Genomic DNA, 19,436 nt, shown 5'->3' with positions numbered 1-19,436 from the left:
CGCCCGCACGCGGTCGCCCGAACCGTCGCCCGAACCGTCGACCGACCCGTCGCCCGGCCCCGTGAGGGTCGGCGAGGGCCCGAGGAGGTCCCGTGCACCTGAGCGTCGAGCTCCGCTATCCCGCCCCCGTCCCCGCCGTCGGCGCGATGCTCGCGGACGAGGAGTTCGTCCGGTGGCGCGCGGCCCGGTCGGGCGGGTCCGGCGCGCACGTCGAGCAGGTCGACGTCACGGGCGGGCCGGTCGAGGGCTTCACGGTGACGGTGCGCCGCACCCTGCCGACGGACCAGATCCCGGCGCACGTGCGCTCGTTCGTGGGCGGGCAGCTCGAGATCCGCCAGGCCGAGGCGTACGAGCCCGAGCGCGACGGCGAGCGGGCCGGCACGGTCTCGCTCGAGATCACCGGCGCCCCGGTGCGCCTCACGGGCACCGTGACGCTCTCCCCCGACGGCGACGGGACCGTCCAGCGCTACGACGGCGACGTCAAGGCGTCGGTGCCGTTGTTCGGCAGCGCGATCGAGCAGGCCGCCGCCGAGGCGGTGCGCACCGCGCTCGCGGCCGAGGAGTCCGCCGGGCGCGAGTGGCTCGCGCGCTGACCCGGTAGCCACGCTCCGGGGGCGGTCTCGAACCGGTAACGATTTCCCCGGACACCGACCGGCCGGTAGGGACCCGCGTCGCACTGACCTGCGGAAACGTCCGAGTGGGAGCGCGACCACACCACGCCCCTCACGGCCTGCGGCTTGACACGGATTCCCCGGGGAACGCACCATCGGGCCGTTGTGTGGAAGCGCTACCACTTAGGAGTGGGAGCGCTGCCACGACCCCGCCCCACCGACAAGGGAGTCACCGTGCTGAGCAGCACCCGTACGACCCGCCGGCCCCGCAAGGCGATCGCCGCCGTCGCAGGCCTCGCGGCCATCACCCTCACCCTGACCGCGTGCTCGAGCGGGTCCGGCTCGGACGACGCCGAGACGGGCTCGGGCGACGAGAAGATCACGCTCACGGTCGCCACGTTCAACGACTTCGGCTACTCGGACGAGCTCCTGGCCGCGTACTCGGAGTCGCACCCGAACGTCACCGTCAAGCAGACCAAGGCCGCGAAGTCGGAGGACGCGCGGACCAACCTCACGACCAAGCTCGCCGCCGGCGGCGAGGGCCTGGCCGACATCGAGGCCATCGAGGTCGACTGGCTCCCCGAGCTCATGCAGTACCCCGACCTGTTCACCGACCTCACCGACCCCGAGCTCGAGGGTCGCTGGGTGGACTGGAAGGTCCAGCAGGCGACGACGACCGACGGCAAGGTCATCGGCTACGGCACCGACATCGGCCCGAGCGCGATCTGCTACCGCCAGGACCTCTTCGAGGCCGCGGGCCTGCCGAGCGACCCCGCCGCCGTGGCCGAGCTCCTCGGTGGCGAGGACGCCACGTGGGACGACTACTTCGCCGCGGGCGCGACCTTCGTCGCCGCGAGCGACTCCGCCTGGTACGACTCGGCGATGTCCATCTCGCAGGCCATGGTCAACCAGATCGACAACGCCTACGAGGAGTCCGACGGCACGCCCAAGGACCTCGCGACGAACCAGCCGATCATCGACATCTACGACACGGTCGTCGAGCAGTCGACGACGAACGGCCTCTCCGCGGGCCTCGAGCAGTGGTCGGGCGACTGGGACGCCGCGTTCCAGAACGACGGCTTCGCGACGATGATCTGCCCCGCGTGGATGACCGGCCCGGTCGAGGAGCGCTCGGGCGGCGTCACCGGCTGGAACGTCGCGGACGTCTTCCCCGGCGGCGGCCTCAACTGGGGCGGCTCGTTCCTCACGGTCCCGGCCTCGGGCCCGAACGCGGAGGCGGCCAAGGAGCTCGCCGCGTGGCTGACCGACCCGGCGCAGCAGACGACGGCGTTCGAGAACGCGGGCACGTTCCCGTCGCAGCTCGAGGCGCAGGAGTCCGACGCCGTGCAGTCGTTCACGAACGACTTCTTCAACGACGCCCCGGTCGGCCAGATCTTCGTCAACCGTGCGCTCGCGATCGACGGCGCGCCGTTCAAGGGCGCGAACTACTTCTCGATCCACCAGACCGTCCAGGACGGCATCAAGCGCGTGGACGTCGAGAAGACGGACGACGCCGCGTCCTCGTGGCAGAAGACGCTCCAGTCCTTCCAGGACCTGGGCCTGTGACCTGACGGGGCCGGGGCGGCAGCAGCACCTGCCGCCCCGGCCCCGCCCGCGTCCGCACGCCGGACGCGGCTCCCGTGGAACCCGCAGCCACCCAGACACCAGCCCAGGAACCCCACATGGCCGTCCTCACGCCCACCCAGCCCTCGCCCGGGCTCAGCGGGCCGACCCCGCGCACGCCGCGCCGCGTCGGCTTCTCCCAGCGCCTCAGCCGCTGGGACGTCAAGCTCTCGCCCTACCTCTACATCTCGCCGTTCTTCGTCCTGTTCGCGGTCACGGGCCTCTTCCCGCTCGTGTACACCGCCGTGGTCTCGGTCTACGACTGGAACCTGCTCGGCGGCCAGGGCGACTTCGTCGGCCTGCAGAACTACACCGACGTGCTCGCGCAGCCCACGTTCTGGAAGTCCCTGCGCAACACCGTCTCGATCTTCCTGCTGTCCTCGGTGCCCCAGGTGATCGCGGCGATCGCGATCGCCGCGCTGCTCGACCAGAACCTGCGCGCCGCGACGTTCTGGCGCATGGGCGTCCTGCTGCCGTACGTCGTGGCTCCCGTCGCGGTCTCGATGATCTTCGGCCGCCTGTTCGCCGACCAGTACGGGCTCATCAACGAGCTGCTCGGCCTCGTGGGCATCGACCCGATCCGCTGGCACGCCGACGCGCTCGCGAGCCACGTCGCGATCGCCTCGATGGTCAACTTCCGCTGGACCGGCTACAACGCCCTGATCTTCCTCGCCGCGATGCAGGCCGTGCCGCGCGAGCTGTATGAGGCCGCGATCATCGACGGCGCCGGGCGCGTGCGCCAGTTCTTCTCCGTCACCGTGCCGCAGATCCGCGCGACGATCATCTTCGTCGTCATCACGTCGACGATCGGCGGCCTGCAGATCTTCGACGAGCCGCGCATGTTCGACGCGCAGGGCCTGGGCGGCGCGGACCGCCAGTGGATGACGACCGTGCTCTACCTCTACGACGTCGCGTGGGGCAACCAGAAGAACTTCGGCCGCGCCGCCGCCGTCGCGTGGCTGCTGTTCCTCCTCATCATCCTCATCGGGATCGTCAACTTCCTCGTCACGCGGCGGATCGCCACGTCCACCGCGCAGCCCAGGCCGCCGCGCTGGGTGCGCCGCCGCCACGAGGCGAGCAAGCGCCTGCGCGCCGAGGGCGCCATGAACGCCCAGCGCGCCGCCGCGGGCACCGAGGCGTCCGTCCCGACCGCCGCCAGCACGACCGACCGGAGGAAGCGATGAGCTCCGTCCCCGTCATCGCCCAGACCGCCGGCCCGGGCGCGGCCCGCGCCGCCGCCCGACGCCGCAGCGCCGGGAAGAACGTCGGCGGCACGCAGCGCCGCCCGCGCTGGGTCACGTACACGATCCTCGGGATCGTCCTGCTGGTCTCGGTGTTCCCCCTGTACTTCACCCTGATCCTCGGGTCGTCCACGCCGGAGGAGATCTCGCGCAGCGCATTGCCGCAGCTCCTGCCGGACGCGACTCTGTTCGACCGATTCGCCGACGTCATGGGCTCCGAGGCGATCAACTTCTGGAAGGCCGCCTGGAACTCGGTCGTCATCGCGGTGCTCACGTCGCTGTCGGTCGTGCTCTTCTCGACGCTCGCGGGCTTCTCGTTCGCGAAGCTCCGGTTCCGCGGGCGCGGGCCGCTGCTCGTCTTCGTCATCGCGACGATGGCGGTGCCGACGCAGCTCGGCGTGATCCCGATGTACATCCTCATGTCCGACCTCGGGTGGATCGGCAAGCTCCAGGCCGTCATCGTGCCCGCGCTCGTCACGGCGTTCGGCGTGTTCTGGATGACGCAGTACCTCGGCGAGGCGCTGCCGTACGAGCTCATCGAGGCGGCCCGCGTGGACGGCGCGTCGATGATCCGCACCTTCTGGTCGATCGCGCTGCCCGCGGCGCGCCCGGCCGCGGCGATGCTCGGCCTGTTCACGTTCGTGCAGCAGTGGACGAACTTCTTCTGGCCGTCCATCGTGCTCAACCAGAACAACCCGACGCTGCCGCTCGTCGTGCGGTCCCTCCAGGCGAACTTCTTCGTCGACTACTCGCTCGTCATGGCGGGGATCTTCCTCGTGACGCTGCCGCTCATCGTCATCTTCATCTTCACCGGCCGCCAGCTCGTGGCGGGCATCATGCAGGGCGCCGTCAAGGGCTGACGCCCGGCGCCGCAGCGCGGCGGTCCGCGTGCCGGCACCCCGGCACGCGGACCCGCCGTGCCCCGACCGTCCCGCGGGGCGGGCCCCACCGGCCCGTCCGCGTGCCACACCCCGACCTCTCGGAGGACAATCGACCATGACCAGCTTCGTCCCGTCCGCGCCCCTCCCCCCGAACCCGGCGACCGCGACCGGACGCGTCGAGATGCCCGAGGGCTTCCTCTGGGGCGCCGCGACGGCCGCGTTCCAGATCGAGGGCGCCGGGCACACCGACGGCCGTCGGGACTCCGTGTGGGACGCGTTCGCGCGCGTGCCGGGCGCCGTCGTGAACGGGGACGACGGCATGGTCGCGTGCGACCACTACCACCGGTACCGCGAGGACGTGGCGCTCCTGCGCGACCTGAACCTCGGCGCCTACCGGTTCTCGACGTCGTGGGCGCGCGTGCGTCCCGACGGCGGCGCGCCCAACCCGGCAGGTCTCGCGTTCTACGACCGGCTCGTGGACGAGCTCCTCGAGGCCGACGTCCTGCCCTGGCTGACGCTGTACCACTGGGACCTGCCGCAGGCGCTCGAGGAGAAGGGCGGCTGGACGTCTCGCGACACGGCGTACCTCTTCGCCGAGTACGCGGTGACGATGCACGAGGCGCTCGGCGACCGCGTCGGCGTGTGGACCACGCTCAACGAGCCGTGGTGCTCCGCGTTCCTCGGGTACACCGCGGGCGTCCACGCCCCGGGCCGGCAGTCGCGCGAGGACGGCCTCGCGGCGGCGCACCACCTCCTGCTCGGTCACGGCCTCGCGGTCCAGGCGCTGCGCGAGCGCGCGCCGGAGGCGAACCTCGGCCTGACCCTGAACTTCACGGTCGCCGACCCGGTCGACCCGCAGGACCCGGCCGACGTCGACGCGGCGCGCCGCATCGACGGGCAGTTCAACCGGATCTTCCTCGACCCCGTGTTCCACGGCGAGTACCCCGCGGACGTCCTCGAGGACGTCGCACCGTACGGTCTGCTCGACCACGTCAAGGACGGCGACCTCGAGATCATCTCGACCCCGATCGACACGCTGGGCGTCAACTACTACAACGGCGGCGCCGTCTCCGCGCACCCCCAGGCCGAGACGCCGGGCACGGCCGGCGGCACGCGCCCCGAGGGCGTGCGCGACGAGCCCGACGCCGAGGCACCGGTGCGCGCGACGTCGTCGCCCTACCCCGCGGCGGACGGCGTGCACGGCCACTCGCGCGGCCTGCCCCTCACGGACATGGGCTGGGAGGTGCAGCCGGAGGGGCTCACGCGCCTGCTGACCCGCCTCCAGCGGGACTTCACCGGGCCGCGCGGCGTCGCGATGTACATCACCGAGAACGGCGCGGCCTACCCGGACCGGGTGGAGGCGGACGGCTCGGTCGACGACCAGGACCGTCTGGCGTTCATCGACGCGCACCTGCGCGCCACGCGCGACGCGATCGACGCGGGCGCGGACGTGCGGGGGTACTTCGCGTGGTCGCTCCTGGACAACTTCGAGTGGGCCCTCGGCTACACGAAGCGGTTCGGGATCGTGCGCGTCGACTACGAGACGCAGGAGCGCACGGTCAAGGCGAGCGGCGCGTGGTATGCGCAGGTCGCGCGCGACAACGCGGTCCCGGCGCGTCCCGCCCCGGTCGCGGACGCCGCTCCGGCCGCGGACGCCGTGGCGGAGTGAGGCGGGGGTGAGGACACGGTGAGCGGGGCGGTGCGGCCCGGCGCACGTGCGCGGGATAATGGTCTGATGAACAGCCTGCGCTCCGCGCCGACCCTGGACGAGGTGGCCCAGACGGCGGGCGTCTCGCGCTCGACCGCGTCGCGCGCCATCAACGGCGGTCTGCGCGTGTCGCCCGAGGCCCAGGCCGCGGTCGACGCCGCCGTCGCCCAGCTCGGCTACACGCCCAACCGCGCCGCCCGCTCGCTCGTCACACGCCGCACCGACTCGATCGCCCTCGTGGTCCCCGAGCCGGACGAGCGGATCCTTACCGACCCGTTCCTCGCGGGCACGATGCGCGGCGTCAGCGCGGCGCTGGGCGGCACCGACCTGCAGCTCGTGCTGCTCTTCGCCCGGCCCGACGAGCAGCCGGGCCGCATCGTCCGGTACCTCAGCAGCGGGCACGTCGACGGCGCGATCGTCGCGTCGCACCACCGTGACGACGAGCTCGAGGAGGCGCTGCTCGCGGCCCGCCTGCCGGCGGTCTTCGTGGGGCGGCCGTTCCGCCCGACGCCGGACCTGCTCTACGTCGACGTGGACAACGTCGAGGGCGGTCGCCTCGCGGCGCGTCGCCTCGTCGCGGCGGGCCGGCGCCGCGTCGCGACGATCGCCGGCCCGCAGGACATGACGGCGGGCGTGGACCGCCTGGCGGGCTGGCGCGAGGTGCTGCGCGAGGAGGGGCTCGCCGACGACGCGGTCGAGATCGGCGACTTCGCGGTCGCGGGCGGCGCGGCCGCGATGGAGCGCCTCCTCGCCGCGCACCCCGACCTCGACGGCCTGTTCGTGGCGTCCGACCTCATGGCCGAGGGCGCGCTGCGCGTGCTCGCGGCCCACGGGCGCGACGTGCCGGGCGACGTGTCCGTCGTCGGGTTCGACAACCTCGCGAACGCGGCCACGACGTCGCCTCCGCTCACCACGGTCCAGAACCCGATGGTGGAGATGGTGCGCGGCGCGACCGACCTGCTGCTCGACCTCGTCGCCGGGCGCGGGGACGAGATCGCGTCGCAGGTGCTCGCGCCCGAGCTCGTCGAGCGCGACTCCGTCTGACCTCCCACCCGCGCGCGTGGGAGGCCGCTCGTAGCCTGGGGGTCATGAGCCTCTCCTCGTCGCTCGTCACGGCGTCGCGCGCGGACGTGCTCGCCGCACGCTGGCTCGCCCAGGAGCTCGACCGCGCGCCCGGGTCCGCGGCGTCGGCGTCCGACGTCGCGGCCCTCGACCTGGGCGTGCAGGACACCGGACCGGACGGTGCTGCCTGGGCGCTGGCCCTGCGCGGTGCGCCCGCCGTGGAGCCCGGCAGCCTCCCGGACGACCTGGCGCTCGTGTGGTCGCTGCGCGGGGCGCCGCACGTCTACCGCCGCGCCGACCTGGCGGAGGTCGCCGTCGCGACGGCCCCCTTCTCGGAGGCCGACGCCGCCAAGCGCGTCTTCGACGCGAGCCGCCCGCTGCGCGCCGCGGGGATCGCCGTGCTCGACGCGCTGCGCACGGAGACGGACCTGGAGCGCGAGATCGTCGTCGAGCCGACCGTCAAGGGTGACCTCTCGACGCGGCTCACCGCGCGCCTGCCCGAGCCGCACCTGCGCTGGTGCCGTCCGTGCGGCGCGACGCACAGCTACGAGCAGACGTTCCGGCTCGCGGCGCTCCAGGCGGGCCTCGAGCTCGAGCCCGGCACGTCCCCGCCCGTGCTGCGCCGCGTGCCCGGCCTCGACCCGCCGCGGTACGGGCGGCTCGGGGACGAGGCCGTCCCGCGGCTCGACGTCGTGCGGGGCTACCTGCGGTTCTTCCCGGCCGCGAGCGTGCAGGACGTCGCGGCGTTCCTCGACGCGCCGGTCAAGGAGGTACGCGCCCGCTGGCCCGAGGACGCCGTGCGCGTCGACGTGCCGGACGCGGCAGCGGGCGGGGACCGGCCGGCGGAGCGCTGGGCCCTCGCCGACGACGCCGAGCGCCTCCCGGGAGCGGCGGAGCGCGTGCGCGACGCGCAGGGCGCCGACGGTGCGCCGGTCGTCCGGCTCGTCGGCCCGTACGACCTGGCGCTGCAGCTGCGCGACCGCGCGACGCTCGTCCCGGACGACGCGCACGCGAAGGACCTGTGGCGCGTGCTCGGGCGTCCCGGGGCGGTGCTCGCGGACGGCGAGGTCATCGGCACGTGGCGCCCGCGCACGTCGGGGCGCCGGCTCACGGTGCGCGTCGACCCGTGGGCCGGGTGGGGCGCGCCGCTGACGGACGCCGTCGCGGCGCAGGCCGAGCGCCTGCGCGCGTTCCGCGGCGCGGCGTCCGTGAGCGTGTCCGGCTAGCGTCAGTCGCGCACGTGGCCGTAGCGGTGCCGGGTACGGCTCACGGCCTGCTCTCGCAGCACGGTGAGCAGCTCGCGCCGCCCGCTCGCGACCACGGGGTGGTCCAGGACGGTCACGTCGCCCACGCGCTCGGCCGCGGCCTCGCGCAGCCCGGGCGCCGAGCCGACGACGCGCACGCGCCCGCGCACGGCGCCGCCCGCGACCCGGCGCGCGAGCTCCTCGTCGCTCACGGCGCCGTCGCCCGTCGAGGGCACGACGACGACCGGCACGCCCGCGGTCCGCGCGGCGTGCAGCACGCGCTCGACCTCGACGGGCCGCGCGTCCGCGCCGACCCGCACCGTGAGGAGGTCGACGGGCCGGTAGCGGAACACGTTCGACTCGGCGCGCAGGCCCGAGGGGTCGTGCTCCACGGAGAACTCCTGGTCCCACCAGCGGGCGTCGTCGGCGCACGCCCACGCGAGCCACGCGTCGGGCGACGTCTCGCGCGCGGGCGGCGCGTCGGCGTCGGCCACGCCGGGGTCACCCTCCGCGTCGGTCCAGCGACCGAGCTGCGCCACGTAGTTCGGTCCGCCCGCCTTGGCGCCGGGCCCGACGACCGACTGCTTCCAGCCGCCGAACGACTGCCGCTGCACGATCGCGCCGGTGATGTGCCGGTTGACGTAGGCGTTGCCGACCTCGACGGCGTCGAGCCACCGCGCGACCTCGGCGTCGTCGAGGCTGTGGATCCCGCCGGTGAGGCCGAACGGCACGGCGTTCTGGAGCGCGATCGCGTCGTCGAGGGTCGCGGCCGTCATGATCCCGAGCACCGGGCCGAAGTACTCCGTGAGGTGGAACGGCGACCCGGGCGCGACGCCCTCCTTGAGGCCGGGCGTCCACAGGCGGCCGTCCAGGTCCGGCCCGCCGTCCAGCGGCCGCGGCCGCACGAGCCACGACTCCCCCGGCTCCAGGGTCGTCAGCGCGTGCAGCAGCTTGCCCGACGCGGGCTCCGTGAGCGGGCCCACGGTCGTCGAGACGTCGGTCGCGGGCCCGACGGCGAGCGACCGCACCGCGTCCACGAGCTGGCGCCGCACGCGCCGCCCGGTCTCGGTCCGCGGGTCCCCCGCCGAGCCGACGAGGATCGCGAGCGACGCCGCCGAGCACTTCTGCCCCGCGTGCCCGAACGCCGACCGCACGAGGTCCGCGACCGCGAGGTCGAGGTCCGCCGACGGCGTGACGACGAGCGCGTTCTTGCCCGACGTCTCGGCGAGCACCGGGCGCGACGGTCGCCACCGCGCGAACAGGCGCGCGGTCTCGATGGAGCCGGTGAGCACGACGCGCGCGACGTCGTCGTGCGTCACGAGGTGCGTGCCGAGGTCGTCGTCGGGCACGCGGACGTACTGCACGACGTCCGTCACCGAGACGGCGCCCAGCCCGGCGAAGTCCTGCGGTCCCGCCGCGACGGCGTCGCGCAGGCCCGCGTGGACCGCGTCCACGGCGACCTCCAGGCAGCGCGGGGTCGGCGGCGCGGGCTTCGCGAGCACGGCCGACCCGGCCGCGAGCGCCGCGAGGACCCCGCCCACGGGGATCGCGACGGGGAAGTTCCACGGCGGCGTGACGAGCGTGACGCCGTCGGGCGTGAAGCGCGCGCCGGGCACGCGGTCCAGCTCCTCGGCGGACCGCGCGTAGTACCGCGCGAAGTCGACGGCCTCGCTCACCTCGGGATCGGCCTCGGCGACGGTCTTGCCCGGCTCGTGCACCATCGCGGCGACGAGGTCCGTGCGCGCGGCCTCGAGCCGCCGGGCGACGGCGCGCAGCGCGGCGGCGCGGGCGGCCGGGGCGACCCGCGCCCACGCGGCGGTCGCGCGCACGGCGGTCGCGACGGCGTCGTCCACCTGGGCGGTCGTGGTGAGCTCGGGCGTGCGGACGGGCTCGTCCCCGAAGCCGGGACCGGTGACGCGGCGCGCCCACGCGCGCGACTCCTCGACCGCCGGGTCGGTGTCGGGTGCGTTGGCGAACCCGTCGGCCGGCGGCTCCTCGTGCGTGCGGGGGCGGCGGCGCGGGGCGACGTCGGCCTCCGTCCAGCGCACCCCGTGGCGCACCGACGCGCGGAACGCGGCCTCCTGCCGGTCCATCGGGCTGGTCGGGGCGGCGCCGCCGGGCGCGAACATGGCGTGCAGGAAGTTCTGCTCGGCGGCGTTCTCCTCGAGGCGGCGCACGAGGTAGGAGATCGCGACGTCGAAGTCCTCGTCGCGCACGACCGGGGTGTACAGCACGACGCGGCCGCCGCGCCCGGCGTGCGGGCCGGTCTCGACGCGGTCGGCCGCGACCTCGTCGCGCACGGCGCGCGCCTCGCCGGGGGCCATGCCCTGGAGCATCTCGACGTCGAGCGCGTGGCTCACGCCGCGGGCCCGGCCGAGGAGCACGGCGAGCGCGACGTGGAAGAGGTTGTGGCTCGCGACGCCGATGCGCACGGCGTCGGTCCGCGGGGCGCGCAGCGCGTGGTCGAGCAGGCGCACGTAGTTCGCGTCGACGTCGGGCTTGCTGGGGTACGGCGCCTGCGGCCACCCGTGCAGCTCGGCCTCGACGGCCTCCATCGCGAGGTTCGCGCCCTTGACGAGCCGCACCTTGACCGGCGCTCCCCCGGCGGCGACGCGCTCGGTCGCGAAGCGCGTCAGCCCGTCGAGTGCCCCGAGCGCGTCGGGCAGGTACGCCTGGAGCACGATCCCGGCCTCGAGGTCGCGCAGGTCGTCGTGCGCGAGCACCTCGCGGAAGACGGCCGTGGTCAGCGCGAGGTCCTTGTACTCCTCCATGTCGAGGTTGAGGAAGACGCCGTGGTCGCGCGCCGCCCGGTACAGGGGCAGCAGGCGCTCGACGACGCGCGCGCACGACCCGTCGAGGTCCCACGGCACGAGCTGCGACGCGACGGACGACACCTTGACCGAGACGTAGTCCACGTCGGGCCGCCGTACGAGCGCGATCGTGCGCTCGAGGCGCGCGTCGGCCTCGGCCTCGCCGAGCACCGCCTCGCCGAGGAGGTTGACGTTGAGCGCGTAGCCCTCGGCGCGCGTGCGGGCCAGGTGCGGGCCGAGGCCGCGACCGGCGTCGGCCACGAGGTGCCCGACGAGCTGGCGCAGGNTAGCCCTCGGCGCGCGTGCGGGCCAGGTGCGGGCCGAGGCCGCGACCGGCGTCGGCCACGAGGTGCCCGACGAGCTGGCGCAGGCGCACGCGCGCGGCGGGCACGACGACGCGCGGCAGCACGGGGGCGACGCGCGCCCCGACCCGCAGCAGGGTCCGGTCAACGGGCCCGAGGAACGAGCCGGCGCTGCCGGCGAGCTCACCGAGGCGGCCGAGCGCGTGGGCGGCGACGTGCACGTCCTGCGGCCGCGCGACGTCGTCGACGAACCGGACGGCGAGCTCGAGGCCCGCCGGGTCGGAGACGAGCGCGCCGAGCCGCTCGGCCGTGCGGCGGGCCCGCGCGTCGCCCGCGTCGTCCGCGGTGCTCGCGGCGAGCCAGCGGCGGGCGAGGGCCACCGCGTCCTCCACGAGGTCGTCCGGGGAGGTCTGGACCGGGGTGCGGGTCGGGTCGCCGGCGGCTCCGGGGGTGGGGAGCGGCCGTGCGGGCGCGTCGTTGCTCATCCTCCCAGGGTGCCCCGGGTCGCGCTGACTCGTCTTGTACGATCCGGGGCGACATGGCACCCGTCCGCGACAACCTGTGGCCCGAGGGCGTGGCGCTGCTCGCCGCGCTCAGCCCCGCGATGGTCGCGCTCATGGACGAGCTGCCGGACACGATGTTCTGCGCCAAGGACGTCACGGGGCGTTACGCCGCGGTCAACCCCGTGTTCGTCGCTCGCACGAACGAGCGCTCGCGCCGCGCGGTGCTCGGGCGCCGGGCGCGCGACCTGTTCGTGCCGCAGCTCGCCGAGCGCTACGAGCAGCAGGACGCCGAGGTCCTGCAGGGCCGGTCGCTGCGCGGCGAGCTCGAGCGCATCCGCCGGCTCGGCGGCACCTCGGGCTGGTTCCTCACGTCGAAGCTCCCCGTGCACGACGACGCCGGTCGCCTCGTGGGGATCGTGTCCGTCTCCCACGACCTGCGCGCGGGCGCGGCCGACGACGCGACGATGGGCTCGATGGCCGCGCTCGTCGCCGCGGTCGAGGCGGACCTCGGGGCGCGCTGGACGACGACGCGGCTCGCCGAGGCGGCCGGGGCCACGCCCGCGGTGCTCGACCGGCGCGTGCGGCGCGTGTACGGCCTCACGCCCCGCCAGCTCGTGCTGCGCACGCGGGTCGACCACGCGACGCGGCTGCTCGCCGGCACCACGCGGCCGATCGGCGACGTCGCGGCCGACAGCGGCTTCTACGACCAGCCGTCGTTCACGCGGACGTTCGCACGCCTCACGGGCGAGACGCCGGCGCAGTACCGGCGGCGCACGCGCCGCTGACGGCACCGTGCCGGGTCGCGCGCTCGTCGTGCGTGCGCCGGGCGGCCCCGCGGTGGCGAGCGACGCCGTCGCACGCGGAGACTGACGCCATGACCTCTACGAGCCCCTCCCCCGGAACCGTCCCGACCGTCGAGCTGCCCGGCGGCACGATGCCGCTCCTCGGCATCGGCACCTGGCAGTCGGAGGGCGACGACGCGTACCGCGCCGTGCGCCACGCGCTCGACGTCGGCTACCGGCACGTCGACACCGCCACCGGCTACGGCAACGAGTCGCAGGTGGGCCGCGCGCTCGCCGACTCGTCCGTGGACCGCGCCGACGTGTTCGTCACCACGAAGCTTCCGCCGGACGCAGCGGGCCGCGAGCGCGAGACGATCGAGGCGTCGCTGCGCGACCTCGGGACCGACTACGTGGACCTGTGGCTCATCCACTGGCCGCCGTCGGGCGAGGCGTCGCCGTGGGTCTGGGAGCAGTTCGTCGCGCTGCGCGACGAGGGCCTGGTCCGCTCGATCGGCGTGAGCAACTACTCGGTCGAGCAGGTCGACGTGCTCTCCGACCAGGTGGGCGAGACCCCGGCCGTCGACCAGATCCCGTGGAGCCCCGCCGACTACGACCACCGGATCGCGCACGAGCTCGCGCAGCGCGGCGTCGTGCTGGAGGGGTACAGCCCGTTCAAGCGCACCGACCTCGACGCGCCCGTGCTCGCCGAGGTGGCGGCCGCGCACGGCGTCACGCCCACCCAGGTCGTGCTGCGCTGGCACCTCGACCACGGGTTCGTCGTCATCCCGAAGTCGGTCACGCCCGAGCGCATCGAGGCGAACTTCCAGGTCACGGGCTTCTCCCTCACGCCGGACGAGCTCGCGGCGGTCGACGCGCTCGGCCGCTGAGCCGCACCCGCGCGCGACGCGCCGGGGCCGGGGCGCACCTGCGCCCGCGCGCCCCGGCGCGTGCCCGCCCGGCGAGCGCGCGCGCCGGCGGTAGCGTGGCCTCCGGTGCCGCACACCCCCGCGGCACCGGAGAACCTCGAACCGGAGGAACCGTGACGACGACGTCCGTGCCGCCCACCACCACGAGCGGCGAACCCGCCCCGACCGACCACCAGACCCGGACCGACCTCCCGCCCGGCGCCCGCCGCGCCCCCGACGGCGCGGCCCCGCCCGCGTCGGCCCTCGACACCGCGCACGCCCAGCTCGCGGGCGCGGTCGAGTTCCTCGGCTACGACGACGGTCTGCACGAGATGCTCGCGACCCCGCGTCGCGAGGTGAACGTGGCCGTGCCGCTGCGGCGCGACGACGGCCGCACCGTCCTCTTCCACGGCTACCGCGTGCAGCACAACGTCTCACGTGGGCCGGGCAAGGGCGGCCTGCGCTACGCGCCGAGCGTCGACATCGACGAGGTCCGCGCGCTCGCCATGTGGATGACGTGGAAGTGCGCCCTCGTGGACCTGCCGTACGGCGGCGCGAAGGGCGGCGTCGCGATCGACCCGCGCTGCTACTCCGAGGCCGAGCTCGAGCGCGTCACACGCCGCTACACGTCGGAGATCATGCCGGTGATCGGCCCGGAGCGGGACATCATGGCGCCCGACATGGGCACGAGCGAGCAGACCATGGCCTGGGTCATGGACACCTACTCGGTCAACCAGGGCTACACGATCCCGGCCGTCGTGACCGGCAAGCCGATCACCGTGGGCGGGTCGCTCGGGCGCACGACGGCGACGAGCGCCGGGGTCGTGCACGTCACCGCCGCGGCGCTCGACGAGGCGGGCGTGCCGCTGACCGACGTGCGCGTCGCCATCCAGGGCTTCGGCAAGGTCGGCTCGCACGCGGCCGCGATCTTCGCGGCCCGCGGGGCCCGCGTCGTCGCGGTCTCCGACCAGTACGGCGGGGTGCACGCCCCGGACGGGCTCGACGTGCGGGCGCTCGTCGAGCACGTCGCCGCGACGGGGAGCGTCGTGGGCTTCGACCGCGCGGACCCGGTGGACAACGACGCGCTCCTCGCGCTCGACGTCGACGTGCTCGTGCCGGCGGCCGTCGAGGGCGTGCTCGACGGCGACACGGCCCGCACCGTGCGCGCGCGGTGGGTCGTCGAGGGCGCGAACGGCCCGACGACCGCCGAGGGCGACCGCGTGCTCGCGAAGAACGGCGTCACGGTCGTGCCGGACGTCCTCGCGAACGCGGGCGGCGTCGTCGTCTCCTACTTCGAGTGGGTGCAGGCGAACCAGGCGTACTGGTGGACGGCCGACGAGATCGGCGAGAAGCTCGAGCACCGGATGCTCCACGCGTACGAGGAGGTCGCCGCGCTGGCGCGGCGCGAGGAGCTGAGCCTGCGCGACGCCGCGCTCGTCATCGGCGTGCAGCGCGTGGCGGAGGCGCACCAGATCCGCGGCCTGTACCCCTGACGGCCGGCGCCCGCCCGTGCCCGGCGCGTCCCGCCGGGCACGGGTGGGGCCGGTCGGTCCGTGGGCCGGCGGGGTCGTGGTCAGTCCGTGGGCCGGCGGGTCGCGGCGACGACGCCCGCGACGAGCGCGACGGCGGACGCCGCGACGGCCGCCCAGGCCACGGTCGTGTCGACGAGCGGACCCTGGAACCGGGCCACCGCGATCCACGCGAGCCCCCACGACATCGCGAGCCCGATGCCGAGCGCGAGCGCACGCCGCCCGGCGGTGAACCGAGCCCACGCGACCGACAGCACGGCGGCCGCCGCGACGAGCACGACCGACCACCCCGTCGCGCCGAGGCCGAGCTCACCCACGCCCCCGTCCGCGAGGGCCGCGGCGACGTTCGCGAGCGTCGCGACGCTCACCCACCCCGTGTAGAGGCCGAGCGTGCCGTCGAGCACGACGGCCTGCGCGGTCGACTCGGGGCGCAGCCGCACGAGCCGCACCACGGCCACGGCGTTGACGGCGAGCAGCGCCGCGATGACCACGACGCTCACCGGGACCCACCCGGCCTGGACCACGCCGATCCACGCGGCGTTGAGCACCATGGACGCGAGCACCCACCACGCGGTCGCTCGCAGGCGCGGGCTCGCCGCGTGCCGCGGCAGCACCTGGTAGACGGCGAACGCGAAGAGCCCGAGGTAGATCACGGACCAGATCCGGAACGCCGGGTTGTCGGGCGCGACGGGGGTCGCCTCGGCGGAGAGGGCACCGCCGGACGCGTCCTGGACCGCCGTGCCGCCGAAGGCTCCGGCGCCGAACGCGGCGGTGCCCGCCGCGACGAGGGCGCCGACGAGGACGACGACCTGGCGGACACGGTCGGACGGCGCGGGCGCGGGGACGGCGCCCGCCGGGACGGCGGCAGCTGAGGTCATGCCTCCACCGTCGCATCACTCAGCCTGCTGAGCATCTGGGCGACGTCCTCTGCCTGCCGCCGAGAACGACCCTGCTCGCCGCCGAGAACGAGGTTGGTGCCGTTATCCGCGGGATAACGGCACCAACCTCGTTCTCGGCGCCGGGCGGCGCGGGGCGGTGCGGGGTCAGGCCAGGGGCTGGCGGTCCGCCCAGGCGGTGAGGGTCGTGCGCGGCCCGGTGAAGAACGGGACCTCCTCGCGGACGTGGCGGCGCGCCTCCGTCGCGCGCAGCTCGCGCATGAGGTCGACGATGCGGTGCAGCTCGTCCGCCTCGAACGCGAGGATCCACTCGTAGTCGCCGAGCGCGAACGACGCGACGGTGTTGGCGCGCACGTCCGGGTAGTCCCTCGCCGCGAGGCCGTGGTCGCGCAGCATCGTGCGGCGCTCGGCGTCGGGCAGCAGGTACCAGTCGTACGACCGCACGAACGGGTACACCGACAGGTAGTCGCGCGGCGCCTCGCCCGCGAGGAACGCGGGCACGTGGCCGCGGTTGAACTCCGCCGGGCGGTGCAGCGCCACGTTCGACCACACCGGCTCGAGGTGCGCCCCGAGGCCGCTCGCGCGCAGGTGCTGGTAGGCGCGCTGCACCGACTCGACCGTGGGTCCGTGCCACCACACCATGAGGTCGGCGTCCGAGCGCAGGCCCGCGACGTCGTACCAGCCGCGCACCACGAGGTCGCCGTCCGTCGCGGCCGGGTCGTCCCCGCCGCCGACGGCGGCCAGCGCGTCGCTCACGAGGCCCGCTCGCTCGTCCGCGTCGGCGGGCAGGGGCGCGGCCGTCGCGAACACGGACCACATCGCGTAGCGGATGGTGGAGTTGATCTGGTCGTGGTCCGCGGGCACACGCGCGGCGTCGTTCATCGGGGGTTCCTCTCGGGTCAGCTGTGGACGTCGGTGCTGCACAGCGCGGGCACGCCGCTCGGCTCGCCGTCGCGGCGCAGGCAGCAGCCGGGCGCGCACACCGAGCGGAACGCGGGGAGGTCGCCGACCGTGGCCTCGGCGACGGCCTCGCCGCGCGCGATCGCGGCGCGCTCGACGAGCAGGTCGACGAGCCCGCGCACGAACGGCTCGCGCGTGCCCACGGTACCGGCGCGGACGGCCGTCATCCCGAGCTCCGTCGCGGTCTGGACCGCCTCGGTGTCGAGGTCGTACGCGACCTCCATGTGGTCCGAGACGAACCCGATCGGCGAGAGCACGACGTCGCGGACGCCGTCCTGCGCGATGGCCTCGAGGTGGTCGTTGACGTCGGGCTCGAGCCACGGCTGGCTCGGCGGGCCCGAGCGCGAGCAGTACGCGAGGTCCCACGAGACCTCGTGCCCGAGGCGCTCGGACACCGCGGCGGCGACGACGCGCGCGAGGTCGAGGTGCTGCTCGGAGTACGTCGCGTACGCGATGCGCGACGCGGCCTCCATGGTGTCGGGGATGGAGTGCGTGACGAAGACGAGGCGTGCGGCGGCCGTGTCGCCGCCCTTCTCCGCGAGCGCCGCGTAGCCGTCGAGGACCGCGTCGACGTTCGCCTGCGCGAAGCCCGGGTGGTTGAAGTACGAGCGCACCTTGTCGAACTGCACGCCCGTCGAGCCCTCGGGACCGAGCTGGCCGCGCCGGTCGAGCACCACGGCGAGGTCCTCGCGGTACTGGCGGCAGCCGGAGTACGACGAGTAGGCGGACGTCACGAGCGCCACGGCGTTGCGCGCGCCCAGTGCCTCGAGCTCGGTGATCGCGTCGTCGGTGTACGGCTCCCAGTTGCGGTTGCCCCACACGACGGGCAGCTCGATCCCGCGCCGCGCGAGCTCGGCCTCGAGCGCCGCCTTGAGCGCGAGGTTCTGCTCGTTGATGGGGCTCTTGCCGCCGAACCCGTAGTAGTGCTCGCCGACCTCCTCGAGGCGCGAGTCCGGGATGCCCTTGCCCGCGGTGACGTTGCGCAGGAACGGCACGACGTCCTCGGGCTTGTTGGGCCCGCCGAACGAGTAGAGCAGCAGCGCGTCGTAGGGGCGCAGGTCGGGGGTCTCGGGCGCGGTGTCGACGCCGGCCGCCGGGGTGGCGGGCACGGCGGCCCGCTCGGTGGCAGCGACGTCCTGGGGGGAGAACGGGGGCATGCTCCTGATCATGGCACCCGGCCCGGGGCTCGCCCGTCCGGAACGGGACGGCTCGGACGTGACATTGACGGGACAGAGTGTCACCTCCTCCCCCGCCGCGGCGCGCCTAGACTCGGGCCGCTCGCTCCTCGGGCGCGCCGGGCACCGACGCCCGTGCACACGTCGCCCGAGCCGGACCGCGTGGAGGTGGAGCAGTGCCGCTCCCGGAGATCACCGAGCGCGTGCCGCTCACCCTGCCCGACGGCCGCCTCGACCGGCGCGCCGTCGGCTGGGCGCGCCGGCCGCTCGTCGACACCGACGGCGTGGGCCGCGGTCTGCGGGGCCGCGGGCGGACCAAGCGCTGGGAGTACTGGGGCGTCATGACGCCGACCCACGTCCTCGCGCTCACGGTCTCGTCGATCGACTACGCCGCGGTGCACGAGGTCTGGGTGCTCGACCGGGCGTCGGGCCGCACGTGGGGCGCCGCCGCGACCGTCGTGCCGTCCCGGGGCGTCGTGCTGCCGGGCACCCTCGGCGACGGACCGGCGCGCGCCCGCGCGAAGGCCCTCGCGATCGACCTCGACGAGGTCGAGGGCGGCACCCGCCTGCGGGCGCGCACGCGCGACGTCTCGTTCGACGTCGTCGCCGAGCTCCCGCACTGGCACGAGCGGCTCGCCGTCGTCGTGCCGTGGAGCGACACCCGGTTCCAGTACACGGTGAAGGACGTGGCCCGCCCGGCGCGCGGGACGCTGTGGGTCGACGGCCGGACGGTCGACGTGCCCGCCGGGTCGTCGTGGGCCGTGCTCGACCACGGTCGCGGGCGCTGGCCGTACGACGTCCGCTGGAACTGGGGCGCGGGGTCGGGCGAGAGCCACGGCCACGTCGTCGGCCTCCAGGTCGGGGGGAGGTGGACGGTCGGCACGGGGTCGACGGAGAACGCGGTCCTCGTCGACGGGCGCCTCCACCACCTCCCCGACGAGCTCGTGTGGGACTACGACCTCGCGGACCCGGACCGGCCGTGGCGCGTCACCGGCGGCGGACTCGACGCGACGTTCGAGCGCTTCCACACGAAGGTCACGCGCACGAACCTCGGCGTCGTGTCGTCGTCGACGGACCAGTGCTTCGGCGCGTGGTCGGGCACGTTCACCCCGCCCGGAGGGACGGGCGCGGGACCCGTGCGGTTCGCCGGTCTGGACGGCTGGGCCGAGGAGGTCCACAACCGCTGGTGACGTCCCGCGCAACC

The 19,436-nt window shown here is 74.9% G+C and carries 15 protein-coding genes; 11 read left to right on the top strand and 4 right to left on the bottom strand.

Going from position 1 to position 19,436, the window contains the following annotated elements:
- Positions 1-92: 92 nt before the first annotated feature.
- From GJV82_RS05470 to GJV82_RS05440, 7 genes are all read left to right on the top strand, one after another.
- A complete protein-coding gene (locus GJV82_RS05470; RefSeq protein WP_024839414.1) occupies positions 93-593 on the top strand; it encodes a DUF2505 domain-containing protein in 501 nt (166 codons plus the stop codon).
- Positions 594-845: 252 nt separating this feature from the next.
- Entirely contained in the window at positions 846-2,177 is a 1,332-nt protein-coding gene (locus GJV82_RS05465) for an ABC transporter substrate-binding protein (RefSeq protein WP_024839415.1), read from the top strand.
- Positions 2,178-2,293: 116 nt separating this feature from the next.
- The gene (locus tag GJV82_RS05460; RefSeq protein ID WP_024839416.1) at positions 2,294-3,418 is read left to right on the top strand and encodes a carbohydrate ABC transporter permease; all 1,125 of its coding nucleotides are present in this window, start codon (positions 2,294-2,296) and stop codon (positions 3,416-3,418) included.
- On the top strand, positions 3,415-4,335 hold the full coding sequence (locus tag GJV82_RS05455; protein WP_155098517.1) for a carbohydrate ABC transporter permease: 921 nt from the start codon (positions 3,415-3,417) through the stop codon (positions 4,333-4,335). The genes GJV82_RS05460 and GJV82_RS05455 overlap by 4 nt, the downstream gene beginning before the upstream one ends.
- Before the next feature lie 136 nt (positions 4,336-4,471).
- Positions 4,472-6,025: a glycoside hydrolase family 1 protein gene (locus tag GJV82_RS05450; RefSeq protein WP_024839418.1), complete on the top strand. Its 1,554-nt coding sequence runs from the start codon at positions 4,472-4,474 to the stop codon at positions 6,023-6,025.
- Positions 6,026-6,091: 66 nt separating this feature from the next.
- On the top strand, positions 6,092-7,108 hold the full coding sequence (locus GJV82_RS05445; RefSeq protein WP_024839419.1) for a LacI family DNA-binding transcriptional regulator: 1,017 nt from the start codon (positions 6,092-6,094) through the stop codon (positions 7,106-7,108).
- Positions 7,109-7,152: 44 nt separating this feature from the next.
- A complete protein-coding gene (locus GJV82_RS05440) occupies positions 7,153-8,352 on the top strand; it encodes a DNA glycosylase AlkZ-like family protein (RefSeq protein WP_155098516.1) in 1,200 nt (399 codons plus the stop codon).
- A gap of 2 nt (positions 8,353-8,354) precedes the next feature.
- On the opposite strand, the gene GJV82_RS05435 is transcribed toward GJV82_RS05440, so the two are convergent.
- Positions 8,355-11,441 carry a proline dehydrogenase family protein gene (locus GJV82_RS05435; RefSeq protein ID WP_404812927.1) on the bottom strand — a complete coding sequence of 1,029 codons (3,087 nt, stop codon included), beginning with the start codon at positions 11,439-11,441 and terminating at the stop codon, positions 8,355-8,357.
- Between the two features lie 579 nt (positions 11,442-12,020).
- Between GJV82_RS05435 and GJV82_RS05430 the strand changes: the two genes are divergently transcribed.
- The 3 genes from GJV82_RS05430 (at position 12,021) to GJV82_RS05420 (ending at position 15,165) form a co-directional block, all read left to right on the top strand.
- Positions 12,021-12,770 carry a helix-turn-helix transcriptional regulator gene (locus GJV82_RS05430; protein ID WP_115943027.1) on the top strand — a complete coding sequence of 250 codons (750 nt, stop codon included), beginning with the start codon at positions 12,021-12,023 and terminating at the stop codon, positions 12,768-12,770.
- An 89-nt stretch (positions 12,771-12,859) separates the two neighbouring features.
- On the top strand, positions 12,860-13,654 hold the full coding sequence (locus GJV82_RS05425; RefSeq protein ID WP_024839423.1) for an aldo/keto reductase: 795 nt from the start codon (positions 12,860-12,862) through the stop codon (positions 13,652-13,654).
- Between the two features lie 152 nt (positions 13,655-13,806).
- On the top strand, positions 13,807-15,165 hold the full coding sequence (locus GJV82_RS05420; RefSeq protein ID WP_024839424.1) for a Glu/Leu/Phe/Val family dehydrogenase: 1,359 nt from the start codon (positions 13,807-13,809) through the stop codon (positions 15,163-15,165).
- An 80-nt stretch (positions 15,166-15,245) separates the two neighbouring features.
- On the opposite strand, the gene GJV82_RS05415 is transcribed toward GJV82_RS05420, so the two are convergent.
- From GJV82_RS05415 to GJV82_RS05405, 3 genes are all read right to left on the bottom strand, one after another.
- Positions 15,246-16,079: a tryptophan-rich sensory protein gene (locus GJV82_RS05415; RefSeq protein ID WP_024839425.1), complete on the bottom strand. Its 834-nt coding sequence runs from the start codon at positions 16,077-16,079 to the stop codon at positions 15,246-15,248.
- 165 nt (positions 16,080-16,244) lie between these two features.
- A complete protein-coding gene (gene hemQ, locus GJV82_RS05410; RefSeq protein WP_115943030.1) occupies positions 16,245-16,979 on the bottom strand; it encodes a hydrogen peroxide-dependent heme synthase in 735 nt (244 codons plus the stop codon).
- A gap of 17 nt (positions 16,980-16,996) precedes the next feature.
- The gene (locus GJV82_RS05405; protein ID WP_155098515.1) at positions 16,997-18,214 is read right to left on the bottom strand and encodes a ferrochelatase; all 1,218 of its coding nucleotides are present in this window, start codon (positions 18,212-18,214) and stop codon (positions 16,997-16,999) included.
- A gap of 194 nt (positions 18,215-18,408) precedes the next feature.
- Here GJV82_RS05405 and GJV82_RS05400 point away from each other — a divergent pair, with 194 nt between their 5' ends.
- A complete protein-coding gene (locus GJV82_RS05400; protein ID WP_318657312.1) occupies positions 18,409-19,422 on the top strand; it encodes a DUF2804 domain-containing protein in 1,014 nt (337 codons plus the stop codon).
- Positions 19,423-19,436 lie beyond the last annotated feature (14 nt).

The sequence above is a fragment of the Cellulosimicrobium composti genome (assembly GCF_009711085.1).
Lineage (GTDB): Bacteria > Actinomycetota > Actinomycetes > Actinomycetales > Cellulomonadaceae > Cellulosimicrobium > Cellulosimicrobium composti.
The sequence above is the reverse complement of the archived record's forward strand: the minus strand, read 5'-3'. Positions and strand labels throughout refer to the sequence as shown.

What these genes read in the sequence shown, in the direction of transcription:
- GJV82_RS05460 (WP_024839416.1), top strand. Translation starts at nt 2,294, where the DNA reads ATGGCCGTCCTCACGCCCACCCAGCCCTCGCCCGGGCTCAGCGGGCCG.
- GJV82_RS05425 (WP_024839423.1), top strand. Translation starts at nt 12,860, where the DNA reads ATGACCTCTACGAGCCCCTCCCCCGGAACCGTCCCGACCGTCGAGCTG.
- GJV82_RS05415 (WP_024839425.1), bottom strand. Translation starts at nt 16,079, where the DNA reads ATGACCTCAGCTGCCGCCGTCCCGGCGGGCGCCGTCCCCGCGCCCGCG.
- GJV82_RS05405 (WP_155098515.1), bottom strand. Translation starts at nt 18,214, where the DNA reads ATGCCCCCGTTCTCCCCCCAGGACGTCGCTGCCACCGAGCGGGCCGCC.
- GJV82_RS05455 (WP_155098517.1), top strand. Translation starts at nt 3,415, where the DNA reads ATGAGCTCCGTCCCCGTCATCGCCCAGACCGCCGGCCCGGGCGCGGCC.
- GJV82_RS05430 (WP_115943027.1), top strand. Translation starts at nt 12,021, where the DNA reads ATGGCACCCGTCCGCGACAACCTGTGGCCCGAGGGCGTGGCGCTGCTC.
- GJV82_RS05440 (WP_155098516.1), top strand. Translation starts at nt 7,153, where the DNA reads ATGAGCCTCTCCTCGTCGCTCGTCACGGCGTCGCGCGCGGACGTGCTC.
- hemQ (WP_115943030.1), bottom strand. Translation starts at nt 16,979, where the DNA reads ATGAACGACGCCGCGCGTGTGCCCGCGGACCACGACCAGATCAACTCC.
- GJV82_RS05445 (WP_024839419.1), top strand. Translation starts at nt 6,092, where the DNA reads ATGAACAGCCTGCGCTCCGCGCCGACCCTGGACGAGGTGGCCCAGACG.
- GJV82_RS05450 (WP_024839418.1), top strand. Translation starts at nt 4,472, where the DNA reads ATGACCAGCTTCGTCCCGTCCGCGCCCCTCCCCCCGAACCCGGCGACC.